Origin of the sequence: Psychrobacter sp. BI730 (genome assembly GCF_013414195.1) — a bacterium.
Taxonomy (GTDB): Bacteria; Pseudomonadota; Gammaproteobacteria; order Pseudomonadales; family Moraxellaceae; genus Psychrobacter.
This window is the reverse complement of record NZ_JAATTV010000001.1, coordinates 111,026-124,139: the sequence shown is the minus strand read 5'-3', so window position 1 is coordinate 124,139 and position 13,114 is coordinate 111,026. Positions and strand designations below refer to the sequence as shown.

The following is a 13,114-nucleotide window of genomic DNA, read 5'->3' as shown; positions in this document are numbered from 1 at the left end:
TCCATTCATTGTTTTTTAAGAGCTATCTATGACCGTATCAACCATTCGTCAAATCAAGCAGCAAATTGGACAACTGACGAATGGTGAGTCAGATAATCAGCAGCCGTCATTTTGGTTCACTGACTGGTTGGTGCATGTCATTGATAAGCCTGCGATAGCGTTGATGACTGATGAAGATTATCAGCTAAGTGATAGTGAAGTCGCACGGTTCAATGACGGCGTGGTGAAAATGCAGCAAGGTATACCGCTTGCGTATCTAACCGGACAGCAGGAGTTTTGGTCGCTTAACTTTAGGGTAAACGAGCATACTTTGATTCCTAGGCCTGATACCGAAGTACTGGTCGAGCAGGTATTGAACTGGATAAACGCTCAGCCAGCGCAACTTAGTAGTAAACGATTACTAGACTTGGGGACAGGGTCAGGTTGTATCGCTATCAGTCTTGCCTATGAGTTAAAGCACGCTAACTGGCAAGTCGTGGCAGTCGATTTATCGTCAGAGGCGCTTGAAGTTGCTCAGCACAATGCCGTGAGCAATAATGTTGCCAATGTTGAATTTATCCAAAGCAGTTGGTATCAAGCGCTACCTACTAATGATGAGCATCAGTTTGATATCATCGTCTCCAACCCTCCTTATATTGACGAGACAGATGAGCATTTGGCAGGCCTAACAGCTGAACCGATTAGTGCCTTGAGTGCGCCCAATCAAGGTCTAGCTGATATCGAGCATATCGTTCAGCAAGCAACAACCTATCTCTGTACAGGTGGATTATTGGCTATTGAACATGGCTATGATCAAGGGGATGCGGTTCGGCAGCTGTTTCTAGACGATGGGTTTGAGTCAGTACATACCGTAAAAGATTACGGTGGTAATGATCGCGTCACGCTAGGGCAAGTCCAGTAGATGGTTTTTTGGTAGTAGATTTCTTTGATTATAGGTTGTAGATGAATATGGTAGAAGAGATGGTACATCTATCGGATGATGAGCTGCTGCGTTATGCTCGACAAGTTTTATTAGACGGTTGGGATATGGATGCTCAGCTGCGACTAAAGATAGCACGTGTGGTCATAATAGGGGCAGGCGGGCTAGGTTGCCCTGCGTCTGAGACATTGGTACGTGCAGGGGTGGGTTATGTCCATCTGATTGATGATGACGAGATTGAAGCAAGCAACTTACAACGGCAGACGCTGTTTTTGCCAGAAGATGTTGGTCAGTCTAAAGCACTGACTGCAGCGCACATGTTAGCGCGCATCAATCCTTTGATAAAGGCTCGCGGCACAGTCGCACGATTAGATGAAGACAACGCTTATGAATTGCTCGATATAGCAGCCGGCAAGCCTGACTTACTCTTAGACTGTACGGATAACTTTGCCACGCGCGATATTATTAATCGCATTAGTGTACGCTACCAAATCCCACTATTATCCGCCTCAGCGATTGCGATGCAAGGACAGCTAGCACTGTTCGAACCTCAGCTCGATACTGGTTGTTATCACTGCGTGTTCGGCTCAGTAGTACCTGATGAAGCCGCTGACGAACGTACGTGTGCCAACTCTGGTGTGCTGGCCAGTACCACTGCCATCATGGGCAATTTGCAAGCCAATGCTGCACTGCAATATTTAGGATTAACCAAAAATCTACTGACAAACAAGCTGCTCATATGGGATGGTAGTCAGATGCAGCAGCGGCTAATGGGCTATCGAAAAGATCCGCAGTGTCCTGTCTGTAGCAGTCCTATAGTCAATCCTCTATAAATTGGATACGGTGTCAGGCTTGCTTAGTCTACGATTTGTAGTACTTTCACTCGCCTGCCTTGTATCCAAATTATATTGAACCGGCTATAACTGAGTAATCTGATTTTAACGCATTTTTATATTGTATTGCCTATCTTCAAACATCCTTCTTATTACCATAGTTGTTTTTTATGAAAATTCATCGTCCGCATTTATTAAAGCATACTTTTAATGTCGTTAATCGTGTTCGCCAAACAGCGAGTGTGGCAGGTCTGTCTGCGCTAAGAGTGGCAAAAGGTGAGAAACCTGACGCGATGCTACTCAAAGAAACCTTTGAGCAGTTAGGTACGACTTATATCAAAATCGGTCAGTTTATCGCCAGTACACCGTCGCTGTTTCCACGTGATTATGTCAAGGCATTCCAGAGTTGTTTGGATCAAACCACGCCATTGTCTTATGCTTATATCGAGCAAGTGCTAAGAGAGGATCTGGCGATTGATGGTATGACGCTTGATGATACGTTTGCTCATATTGACTCAGAGCCATTGGCATCAGCTTCTATCGCTCAAGTGCATGCAGCTCGTCTGCACAATGGCGATGAGGTGGTGCTAAAGGTACAAAAGCCTGGCGTCGAGACCATCATGCAGACTGACTTGGGTGTATTGCATGGCGTAACTAAGCTACTTGAAATACTAATGCCATCGATGAAATTTGCGAGCATTGCGCCGATTATTGACGAGATTCGTTTGCGTATGCTTGCCGAGACTGACTTTATCGCCGAAGCACAGAATATTCGCGATTTTCAGCAGTTTTTAGCGGTATCAGGTAATACTCGTGTCGTGGCACCAACTGTCTATGAAGAGCTGACTACCAAGCGTGTACTAACGATGAGCCGTCTATATGGCGTCTCTATGGTCGATGAGTCACTCATGCGTCAGTACTGTGCAGATCCTGCCCAAGTTATGGCAGACACTCTAAACACATGGTTTGCCAGTCTCATGTTATGCAATAGTTTCCATGCTGATCTACACGCTGGTAATCTAATGCTATTGACCGATGGCCGTATTGGGTTCTTGGATTTTGGTATTGTCGGTAAGCTCAAAGCTGAGAGCTGGCGTGCATGTATGGGCATGATGCAAGCCATGCAAGACAGTGACTATCAAGCCATGGCTCGCCATATGATTGATATGGAAATGACACATGGTGGCAATAAAGTCGATGTGGCTGCATTAGGGAATGACTTGCAACGCATGATGACAACCATCATGGCAGAAGATAAAACCTTTACCAGCGGTGTACCTTTCAATAGTAAAGAACAAGCCGATGAGCTTAATAAAATGATGCTTGAGATTGTTGAGGTTGGCAAACGTCATGGCATCCATTTCCCACGAGACTTCGCTCTATTGACCAAACAGATGTTGTATTTTGATCGGTTTATGCGTACGCTAGCTCCAGATATGGATATGTTTAGCGATCAGCGGGTACAAATGCTAGGACAAGATACGGTAGAGACGCCAACGTTAGACGTATTATAGTTTTCGCTAATAACTTTATGCTGGCCTACTATATCTAATAACTTCTCTATTTCTGCGTTTATTTATTACTGCTTTTGACTGTCTAACACAAAGGATTGTGTGCTAATTGCCGCAAAAATGGCTCTGTCATGATGACTGCTTTTAAAAGCCGTATGGTCCCGACGATTACCAACGAAGCTGCCATTGCCTGTATCGGTATGTACTGCATGGCAGTCGTTATGGGTTATGGTCGCTTTCTTTTTACCGCCACCTTACCTGATATTATGGTGCAATTGTCGCTATCAACGACGATTGCAGGCTGGCTGGCATCAATCAATTATATCGGCTACTTTATCGGTGCGCTTATTGCTATGTTTGTGCCTCAGCGCTCAACGTGGCAAGCGATGACGCTGTGGGCAATTATCAGTGTTGCCACCACGATGTTACTCGTCATACCAAATATGTCGCTCACGCTATGGTATATCATTCGCTTAATTGCAGGCATTGCAAGTGGTGTGGCAATGATATTGAGCTCATCTTTTGTTATTCAAAATCTTAGCCCTGAGCGCCGTTCTGTATTGTCAGCAGTCCATTATGCAGGTATTGGCGTTGGCATTAGCGCTTCTGCCATCGTGACATGGTGGCTATTAAAATTAGGCTATCACTTCGATGTAATTTGGCTAGTCGCAGGTTTCACTAGTTTGCCGCTTGTGTGGCTACTGTATGCGACAAAGCCAAGACAAGCACAAGCTGTTGATTCACAGCAGATTGATGCCAAACAACACGTGTCAGTGCACCAAACCTATTTAAACTTTAAACGCTCCTTATACGAAGCAATTTCTGGACATCATAAAGCGCTTGCTTTACTTTTTATCAGCTACGTACTGGCAGGGTTTGGTTATATCAGCTCAGCAACTTTTTTACCCGTTATGGCAGCACAACGTCTAACAACACAGACGTATGCTGGACTCATGATTTGGTTGGTCGTTGGTATTTTTGCGATGTTGTCAAACCCCCTATGGGGCGCGCTTGCCAAACGTATCGGTGAGATAAAAACCTTAATGGGGCTGACGGTATTGCAAGCATTTGGGATGTGCTTGCCGATATGGTTTGATGGTGCATTTGGATTATATGGCAATGCTGCGATTTTGGGATTGACCTTCGTCGGTATGGTATCGATGACACTGACGCTGTTTAAAAACATCAATCCTGCCTATTCTAATTTACTGATTGCTTTGGCAACGTTGGCTTATGCATTGGGGCAGTTTTTGGGACCTTTGGTGACAGTGGCACTGGCAGGGAAAGATGGCAATTTCAATGCAGGGTTGCTTGTTGCTGCTATCGGATTAATGATCGGATTTGTACTATTGGTATGGTTTCGTCGACAGTCGCCAAAGACAGCTAAGATCGTCTAAACCACGCTACGGCTAAATACTTCTCGTAGTTCAAAACTGGTATGAACTTGGGCCACGCCTTCGATACGATTGAGGCGATGCAATAAAAACTCTTCGTAATGTGTCATATCACGTACCCTGACCTTAATCAGATAGTCTTCGGTGCGTCCTGTGACAATACTACAACTGATGACTTCCTCAAAGCTCTGAACTTTGCGTTCAAACTGCTCAAAACGTTCTGCTGTATGTTGATCCATACTAATAGCGATAAACACGGCTAGCGGATAGCCAAGTTTTTGTGCATCGGTTTTGGTGTGGTAGCCAGTGATTATGTTCGCATCTTCTAAGCGTTTGATACGACGTGCGCAAGGGGTGGCAGACAGGTTGACGCGTTCAGCGAGTTCAGTAATACTCATGCGTGCCTGCGTTTGCAATAAGTGTAGTAACTGTCTATCTATCTCGTCTATATCTGCAGTTCTTGTACTATCAATATAATTGTCTGGCATTTCTTAAGCCTTAATAGTGGATTTATTCGATTATAATGTCTAAATTGTGTTTTTCCACTAAAATAACAGAAAATAAAGTAAAAGAAAGCAGGTTTCTCTCTGCTAAACTTTGATATTATTATGGTATGAACACTAGTTATCTCGTATGATAAATACTGATCTAATCAACAGCTAATCGCCTAGCTAAATATATAAATAACCATATCATCTAAGGATTGATTATGTCTGACCAAGCCACGCACACCGCAGCCACAGGGACTGCAAAGATCACACCAAAAAGTGCCGCTTTTGACTTCCGTAAATACCGTCCATTTGCATTTGCGCCATCGCTGCCAGATCGTACTTGGCCAAGCAAAACAATTGAGAAGTCACCGATATGGGCAAGTGTGGATCTGCGTGATGGTAACCAAGCACTGATTGATCCGATGACCATTGAACAAAAAATGCGCTTCTTTAAGACTTTAGTAGATGTTGGTTTTAAAGAGATTGAGATTGGTTTTCCGTCAGCGGCGCAGGTAGAGTTTGACTTTGCGCGTAAGCTTATCGAAGAAAACCACGTACCTGAAGATGTGACGTTACAAGTATTGGTACAAGCGCGCGAGCATTTGATTGCCCGTACTTTTGAATCATTAAAAGGTGCTAAACGTGCGGTTGTCCATGTCTATAACTCAACCAGCCGTGTACAACGTGAAAAAGTCTATGGCAAAGATAAAGCCGAAATCAAAGAAATTGCTATTGCAGGCGCCAAGCTATTACAAGAGTATGCAGCAAAGTATCCTGAGACAGATTGGGTATTTCAGTACTCGCCAGAGAGCTTTAGCCAGACAGAAACTGAATATGCCGTAGAGGTTTGCGATGCTGTGTGTGACGTGTGGCAACCACAGCAGGGTCAGGAAGTTATTTTTAACTTGCCAGCAACCGTTGAAGCCTCTATGCCCAATGTCTTTGCTGATCAAGTAGAGTACTTCTGCCGCAATCTAGCCCAGCGTGAGCATGTGATTGTGAGCTTGCATACCCATAATGACCGTGGTTGTGCGGTAGCAGCAGCTGAATTGGGCGTACTTGCGGGCGCAGATCGTATCGAAGGCACATTGCTTGGTAACGGTGAGCGTACGGGTAACATGGATATCATGGTCATGGCCATGAACTTATTTAGCCAAGGTATCGATCCTGAGCTTGATTTTAGCAATATGAGTGAAATCGTACAGGTTGTGAGCGAATGCAATAATCTACCATTGCACCCACGTCATCCTTATGTGGGCGAGTTGGTCTTCACGGCATTTAGTGGCTCACATCAAGATGCTATCAAGAAATCTCTCGACTACAATGAAAGCAATCAGAGCGAAACAGACAACGTCTGGGACGTGGCTTATCTACCCATCGATCCTGCGCATATTGGGCGTAGCTACCAAGACGTGGTACGTATCAATAGCCAGTCGGGCAAAGGCGGCGTCGCATATATCTTACAGCGTAACTACGGCTTTAACTTGCCACGTTGGATGCAGATTGACTTTAGCCGTGTGGTACAAAAGCAAGCTGAAGCAGCGGCACGCGAGCTGCAGAATGATGAAATATTGCAGACCTTTGAAGATACTTACTTGCAGCAGGGCAAGTTTGAACTACTAGATTATAGTGTCAATAATAAAGGCGGTGCTGTTTACTTTAGTGGTCAGGTGCAGATGAATAGCGATATCATCGATATTGATGGCACGGGTAACGGCCCATTATCATCGTTTATTGACGGACTTGCGCAGCATACGGGCAAATCACTACATATTATTAACTATGCAGAGCATGCGATTAACCCGCATCATAACAGTGGTAATGGTATCGATGATGATACCAATAGTGATAACAAAACTAATGCCAACGCTGCTGCTTATATTCAGTTAAATGTCGATGGCGAGGTATATTCAGGTATCGGTACTTGTAGCAGTACGGTATCAGCCATGCTAAAAGGGGCATTATCAGCTTTTGCTCAAGCGCTAAACACAGAAGCTGCTTAGTGTTAAATAGTCAGTGATATCACGCAAAATTCTGTATGCTAATAACGCCATCGCTCCTTGTCTCTAGCAAGTAAATCGATGGCGTTATTTTTTGCTATAAATACCTATGAAATTCCGACTACAGGTTTATGAGCAATAGCATAATGTTACTTGTGTTTTTGGTGTCTAAGACTTACGCTAATGTATATATTAAAATATTATAATTAAAAGGTTAATTATGGAACCTATCTCATTTGCTTCATTCACGCTGGCATCTATTTTGGCCTCAATACCTGCGAATGGTGAGGCTATTACCAAGCCGACCATTACTACTCATATCAGTCCAGCCATTGCCGGACAGTGGGAAATAGACTTGGACAGTAGCTCTCACTCTACTCACGCCATGATGACTAAGGAAGCGGAAGCTAATCAGTCGGCATCAGATAGTGCGCAAAAGCCTAGCAGTGTAGAGCCTAAGGTGATGACGGGCATGGACGGCGGCGTACTGACTCAAAGTGAAGAGCGGGTTCTAAACATTCAACCAGCTACTAGTAAAAATTTACTTGCGTCAGTTGGTAAGTCTAACCAGTGCCGTGAGCTATATAACTTTAGTGTGGATAATGAAATGTGGTCTGTCAGTGGCAAAGAGTGGACATACGGCCGATATCTGGTTACCCATCGTGAAGAAGGGCTGCCAGTTATTGCAATCAAGACTGTTTATGATAATAATGAAGTAGATTGCTCAGGCAATCAGATCGACCAGACTGATGAAGCGTTGATTGCATTTATTAATCATGATGGCAATCAGATGCAATGGTGCGCTGACCCTGATGGTAACGAATGCTTTATGAACTTCAATAGAGTGTTACCATAATTAGAGATGCTCGTTGTACTTTACGTATGATTGACAGATTATTGATGACATAAAAAAACCGCTATATTAATAGCGGTTTTTTTATGTCTGTTTTAATCAAAGTCGCGACTAAATTTAATAAACTTAGCGAACTCTATAAGTATTTTAGCCTACGAGTCTTTTTTGGCTTTATTTGCAGTCAGCAGCTCTCTTTCGAGATAGTGAATATTTTGCGCTTCACGAGTAAAGTTATCATCCGCCAAAATCACATCACGATGCAAAGGTATATTGGTTTTGATACCTTCGATAATCAGCTCATCAAGGGCATGTACTGTCTTAGCAATAGCTTGCTGACGAGTTTGACCGTGACATATAAGCTTACCAATCAATGAATCGTAATAGGTCGGTATCTCATAGCCAGGGTATAGATGAGAGTCAAAGCGAATACCAGAACCACTTGGTGTGAACAGTTGGCTGATAGTGCCCGGGCAAGGTACGAAAGTCGCTGCATCTTCGGCATTGATACGACATTCGATCGCATGACCTTGGATCTCAATCTCACTTTGACGATAAGACAGGCCGTAACCAGCTGCGATTTTAAGCTGTTCGACCACAACATCAATACCAGTAATCATCTCAGTCACTGGATGCTCAACCTGTACACGAGTGTTCATTTCAATAAAGAAAAACTCGTTATTTTCAAATAAGAATTCAAACGTACCAGCACCGCGATACTTAACAAGCTCGCAAGCTTTTACGCAAGCTTTTAAGATTGGCTCACGTACATCATCTGGGATGTCTGGAGCAGGTGCTTCTTCTAGTACTTTTTGATGGCGCCGCTGCAATGAGCAATCACGGTCATATAGATGGATAGCATTACCATTACCATCGCCTAACACCTGTACTTCTACGTGGCGCGGGTTTTGTAGATAGCGCTCCATATAGACAGTGTCATCACCGAACCAAAGCTCAGCTTCTTGTTTAGCAGCTTGTACTTGACCAATCAATTCGTCAAAGCGTTCAACCACACGCATACCGCGTCCACCGCCGCCAGAGGCCGCTTTAATCAATAGTGGAAAGCCGATATTGCGAGCTTGCTCTTCAGCATTATGCAGAGTCACAGCGCCAACTGAACCAGGTACAGTTGGTACGCCAGCTTTTTTCATAGCGTTGATGGCAGAAACTTTGTTGCCCATGAGGCGAATATGATCAGCATTAGGACCAACGAAGGTCAATCCTGCTTCTTCTACTTGTTCAGCAAATTCAGCATTCTCAGACAAAAAGCCGTAACCGGGATGGATAGCATCTGCACCAGTGATTTCAGCAGCAGTTAAGATGGTATTGATATCAAGGTAGCTTTGGTTAGCATTAGGCTTGCCAATACAAATTGCCTCATCAACAAAGCGCAAGTGCATCAAGTTGGCATCAGCAGTAGAGTAGACACCTACCGTTTCGATACCTAGCGCTTTACAGGCGCGGACGATGCGCAGGGCAATTTCACCTCTGTTGGCAATGAGCAATTTTTTTATCATGGGTTCATCCTTGTCGAAGCGTCAGTCATTGACTGAGTTTCGATACATAGCATCATGTTATTTAGCATTGACGCGGTATATATACCAAAAGTCAGCCATAATGAAATAAAGTATGGCAAATATCGTTACGCTTTATAGCGTATGACAGGTTGACCGAACTGTACGACTTCAGAGTTATCTACCAAGATTTCGTCAACAATACCACTTTGAGTCGCTTCAAGCGGGTTCATGATTTTCATGGCTTCGATAATACCTAAAGTATCACCTGCCTGAACCTTTTGACCGACTTTCACAAATGGTGGGTCATTAGGGCTTGGTGCTGAATAGAAAACACCAACCATTGGTGAAGACTCAACGCTACCCGCTTTTTCTGCAGGTTTGCCTTCAACAGCGGCAGCAGGAGCAGCGCTCGCAGCCATCATAGTTGGCGCAGGCGCGTCATAGTGACGAGTTAAGCTAATATGCTCGTCGTCAGAACTGATTTCTAAATTAACCAGTTCACTTTCTTCCATAAGGGCGATGAGGGTGCGTATTTTTTCAATATCCATAGTTTTTATCTGGCCTTGTACTAAATTCGAGAAATAGTGTAACTAAATATTGTCTAATTAATTGCTAATGATACCTAGATTCAGGGCAATGAGCAATCAATGTACAGTTGTTAACTGAGAATTTTTACATATTTTGACGTAAGCCATCTTTTTAGCAAGAAAATATCTACGATTTTTCATAGTCTGTATGATCAAATGACGCTGACAATGATTATAAAATGCAATCCATAAGCAATTGGCTTAACCCCATAGCACAGTTAAGCGTTTTTGCTGATAGCGTAGACGCAAAGTAAGTAAAATAGATGATAAGAATAAACCTGTAATCAACGCCATCCAAAATCCTTGTGCGCCAACGTCAGTGAAACGCACTAGATAGACGCCAAGTGGTAGGGCCACTAACCAGTAGCAGAAGAGCGTTACCCACATCGGTATAGTGGTATCTTGCATACCGCGCAATATACCAGCAACGTTAACCTGCCAGCCATCAAATAATTGATAGGCAAGTGCAAAGATAAGCAAATGCATAGACTGGGCTCTAACTTCTGGGTTATCCGTGAATGCTGCTGCCAGTTCTGGTCTGAATAGCCATATCCCAAGCATACAGGTCAAAGCGATCAATACCGTCCATACCAGTCCAGTAGCTTGCACTTGGCGCAGTGCTAATAGGTTTTTTTGACCAAATCGATTGGAGACCATGATAGTGAGCGCCATGGCGACCGATATCGGTATCATAAATAGCTGTGAGGTCACTGACAGCGCCACTTGATGCGATGCGGTTGCCAGCTCACCCAATGGACTGATAACGAGTGCGCCTAAGCTAAATAAACTGGCTTCAAAGAAAATAGAGATGCCAATAGGGATGCCAAGTTTTAACAGCTTTTTAATCTGCGTACGATTAGGGCTAGAGAAGCCATAAAAAAATCGCGTGCTCACAAATTCGCGACGTTTCGTGAAGCTAGTATAGGCCGCCAATAATAGGACATTTATCCATAATACCAATGCTGTCGCCACGCCGCAGCCTGCACCGCCCATTTCCGGCATGCCAAATAACCCGTGAATAAAAATATAGTTCAAAGGAATATCTGCGAGTAGGCCAATGATACTAATGACAGTCACAGGCTCAGGACGACCCAATGCCTCACAATAACTGCGCAGGACGGCATATACAGCGAGCGCTGGGAAACCAAAGGACACGCCATGTAAATATTGCGTCGCTATCGGCTGAATGTTTTCTGGGACACCCATAATGCCAAGAACATTGGGAGCCAAATTAACAATGATAAAACCAATAATGCCAATGACACCTGCGGTCCATAAGGACTGCTGCGTGATATGCGGTACTTGGCCGTGCTGGTCTTGACCAATTGCTTCACCAATTAGAGGCGTGGTTGCGATAAGCACACCTGTGGCCAATAAAAACAGTGGTAGCCAAATACCAGAGCCAACGGCTACCGCAGCCAAATCAAGCGCCGATACTTGACCTGCCATGATGGCATCGACCACGCCAAGTGCGGCTTGGCAAAACTGAGTAATCAAAATAGGGAGGGCGAGTACGCCTAAACGTAAGCTGTAGCTTTTAAAATCTTTGAAAGACAATGGAAAAACCATGGTAAGCAACTTTTTATTCTTTGCGGTAATTGTTATTAAGGTAGTTATTATTAATAAACAAACACTGCTATCAATCGATTAAGATTGACGCAGCAAGGAGAGCGTAGTGCCGACGATAATACTCCGATAAATAATATGAGCAAGCTTATAATGTTGCATAAGTAGATAGGCAGAGTATGAAAATAAAAATAAAGACACTAAAATAAAAATAACCCGTCGATCCAAGTAGTGGATTGACAGGTCATATACATAGTAAGATGGTAAAGAAGCCACACTATGATGTCAACGCTTTAGCGCCGCTATACAGGTATTAATCTTAGGTTTTTTGTACTCTATTTCATAGTTAATGGATAACAGCCAATAGCCAATTCAATGAGTTTACTCCGGCAACAACTCAAGTGTCTCCGCCATATCCATAATCGCTTGCCAATGTTTGGGCTCTAATGGAATCACTGTTAATTGCTGACATCCTTTCCTAAGTAATAAGGAATCTTCCAAAGCTGGCAAAAACTTTAGCTCTGATAGTGGTAACACCTCTGTAAAAGCTTGCTCAAAGGTGAGATCGACCATATACCAGCGAGGTGCATCTTCAGTCGCAATAGGATCATAATGACGATGCTCAGGGTGAAATTGAGTAGGATCAGGATACCCTGCTGTAGTAACTGTCATAATACCAGCGACTCCAGACGGCTTGGCGCTAGAGTGATAAAAGAACACTTTGTCACCAACTTTCATATCATCACGCATAAAGTTACGCGCACGGTAGTTGCGGACACCGTCCCAACCGTCGGTGCCCAAGCGTTGCAAATCTTCAATACCAAAAAATTTAGGGTTGGATTTCATTAACCAATACGCCATATATTTGTCCTTCGATTTTTTATTTATTTTTCAATTCGTTCTTAAAATTATCGAGGTTTTTATTAACTCACTTTCAAACTTGTCTTGAATAGTTTATCTTAAAAAAGCAAAGAGGACTCCACCTGACATTAGGGTGGAGGTGAATTTCGCATCACTGGCTAACCTCGCTGGTTCTGAATGTATTGCTTAATAATATCTAGTGGCGCACCGCCACAAGAGCTTGCAAAGTAGGAGCGTGACCAAAGCACAGGCTTGGAATAAGCTGCTCTTAAATCAATAAAATCACCCCTCATTCGTCTACTTGTGACTGACTTTAAGTTATTAACCAATTTGCTTAATTGCACCGTTGGCGGGTACTGGATAAGCATGTGGATATGATCTGCTCCACCGTTACATTCTTTTAATTCAGCATCAAAGCTCTTGCATACCTCAGTGACACACTCACTGAAATACTTATGATGCAGCTCACCTAAAACTTTTTTTCGGTACTTAGTAATAAAAACCAAATGAACGTGGAGATTAAAGGCAGCATGGCGGTTTTTATATATCTCACTCATTGTAATAAAAACTCTTAAATGCTAGTAT

Annotated in this window: 12 protein-coding genes; 6 read left to right on the top strand and 6 right to left on the bottom strand. The window is 43.5% G+C overall.

Going from position 1 to position 13,114, the window contains the following annotated elements; translation table 11 throughout:
* Positions 1-28: 28 nt before the first annotated feature.
* The 4 genes from prmC to HCZ91_RS00475 all read left to right on the top strand — a co-directional run bounded on the left by prmC (position 29) and on the right by HCZ91_RS00475 (position 4,660).
* Positions 29-901, top strand: a complete 873-nt coding sequence (prmC, locus tag HCZ91_RS00490; protein ID WP_179797295.1) for a peptide chain release factor N(5)-glutamine methyltransferase — start codon at positions 29-31, stop codon at positions 899-901.
* Between the two features lie 41 nt (positions 902-942).
* Complete coding sequence (locus HCZ91_RS00485) at positions 943-1,752, top strand: HesA/MoeB/ThiF family protein (RefSeq protein ID WP_179797293.1); 810 nt, start codon at positions 943-945, stop codon at positions 1,750-1,752.
* Positions 1,753-1,922: 170 nt separating this feature from the next.
* The gene (locus HCZ91_RS00480) at positions 1,923-3,266 is read left to right on the top strand and encodes an AarF/ABC1/UbiB kinase family protein (protein WP_179797291.1); all 1,344 of its coding nucleotides are present in this window, start codon (positions 1,923-1,925) and stop codon (positions 3,264-3,266) included.
* A gap of 128 nt (positions 3,267-3,394) precedes the next feature.
* Positions 3,395-4,660, top strand: a complete 1,266-nt coding sequence (locus tag HCZ91_RS00475; protein ID WP_179797289.1) for a YbfB/YjiJ family MFS transporter — start codon at positions 3,395-3,397, stop codon at positions 4,658-4,660.
* Here HCZ91_RS00475 and HCZ91_RS00470 read toward each other — a convergent pair.
* Complete coding sequence (locus tag HCZ91_RS00470) at positions 4,657-5,145, bottom strand: Lrp/AsnC family transcriptional regulator (protein ID WP_101204823.1); 489 nt, start codon at positions 5,143-5,145, stop codon at positions 4,657-4,659. The genes HCZ91_RS00475 and HCZ91_RS00470 overlap by 4 nt on opposite strands.
* A 221-nt stretch (positions 5,146-5,366) precedes the next feature.
* Between HCZ91_RS00470 and leuA the strand changes: the two genes are divergently transcribed.
* Together leuA and HCZ91_RS00460 are read left to right on the top strand one after the other, a co-directional pair.
* A complete protein-coding gene (leuA, locus tag HCZ91_RS00465; RefSeq protein ID WP_179797287.1) occupies positions 5,367-7,151 on the top strand; it encodes a 2-isopropylmalate synthase in 1,785 nt (594 codons plus the stop codon).
* A gap of 217 nt (positions 7,152-7,368) precedes the next feature.
* Positions 7,369-8,004, top strand: a complete 636-nt coding sequence (locus tag HCZ91_RS00460) for a hypothetical protein (RefSeq protein WP_179797285.1) — start codon at positions 7,369-7,371, stop codon at positions 8,002-8,004.
* 149 nt (positions 8,005-8,153) lie between these two features.
* Here HCZ91_RS00460 and accC read toward each other — a convergent pair whose 3' ends face one another.
* The 5 genes from accC to tnpA form a co-directional block, all read right to left on the bottom strand.
* Positions 8,154-9,515, bottom strand: coding sequence for an acetyl-CoA carboxylase biotin carboxylase subunit (accC, locus tag HCZ91_RS00455; RefSeq protein WP_057759692.1), 1,362 nt, complete (start codon positions 9,513-9,515; stop codon positions 8,154-8,156).
* 125 nt (positions 9,516-9,640) lie between these two features.
* Positions 9,641-10,063 carry an acetyl-CoA carboxylase biotin carboxyl carrier protein gene (gene accB / locus HCZ91_RS00450; protein ID WP_101204416.1) on the bottom strand — a complete coding sequence of 141 codons (423 nt, stop codon included), beginning with the start codon at positions 10,061-10,063 and terminating at the stop codon, positions 9,641-9,643.
* Between the two features lie 240 nt (positions 10,064-10,303).
* Entirely contained in the window at positions 10,304-11,671 is a 1,368-nt protein-coding gene (locus HCZ91_RS00445; protein WP_179797481.1) for an MATE family efflux transporter, read from the bottom strand.
* Positions 11,672-12,049: 378 nt separating this feature from the next.
* Positions 12,050-12,529, bottom strand: coding sequence for an EVE domain-containing protein (locus HCZ91_RS00440; RefSeq protein ID WP_101204418.1), 480 nt, complete (start codon positions 12,527-12,529; stop codon positions 12,050-12,052).
* A gap of 158 nt (positions 12,530-12,687) precedes the next feature.
* Positions 12,688-13,086 (bottom strand): IS200/IS605 family transposase, encoded by a 399-nt coding sequence (gene tnpA / locus HCZ91_RS00435; protein ID WP_102092183.1) that lies wholly within the window; start codon positions 13,084-13,086, stop codon positions 12,688-12,690.
* Between the last annotated feature and the right edge of the window lie 28 nt (positions 13,087-13,114).

Coding starts and splice junctions, on each gene's coding strand:
- prmC (WP_179797295.1), top strand. CDS start 29: ATGACCGTATCAACCATTCGTCAAATCAAGCAGCAAATTGGACAACTG.
- HCZ91_RS00485 (WP_179797293.1), top strand. CDS start 943: ATGAATATGGTAGAAGAGATGGTACATCTATCGGATGATGAGCTGCTG.
- HCZ91_RS00480 (WP_179797291.1), top strand. CDS start 1,923: ATGAAAATTCATCGTCCGCATTTATTAAAGCATACTTTTAATGTCGTT.
- HCZ91_RS00475 (WP_179797289.1), top strand. CDS start 3,395: ATGATGACTGCTTTTAAAAGCCGTATGGTCCCGACGATTACCAACGAA.
- HCZ91_RS00470 (WP_101204823.1), bottom strand. CDS start 5,145: ATGCCAGACAATTATATTGATAGTACAAGAACTGCAGATATAGACGAG.
- leuA (WP_179797287.1), top strand. CDS start 5,367: ATGTCTGACCAAGCCACGCACACCGCAGCCACAGGGACTGCAAAGATC.
- HCZ91_RS00460 (WP_179797285.1), top strand. CDS start 7,369: ATGGAACCTATCTCATTTGCTTCATTCACGCTGGCATCTATTTTGGCC.
- accC (WP_057759692.1), bottom strand. CDS start 9,515: ATGATAAAAAAATTGCTCATTGCCAACAGAGGTGAAATTGCCCTGCGC.
- accB (WP_101204416.1), bottom strand. CDS start 10,063: ATGGATATTGAAAAAATACGCACCCTCATCGCCCTTATGGAAGAAAGT.
- HCZ91_RS00445 (WP_179797481.1), bottom strand. CDS start 11,671: ATGGTTTTTCCATTGTCTTTCAAAGATTTTAAAAGCTACAGCTTACGT.
- HCZ91_RS00440 (WP_101204418.1), bottom strand. CDS start 12,529: ATGGCGTATTGGTTAATGAAATCCAACCCTAAATTTTTTGGTATTGAA.
- tnpA (WP_102092183.1), bottom strand. CDS start 13,086: ATGAGTGAGATATATAAAAACCGCCATGCTGCCTTTAATCTCCACGTT.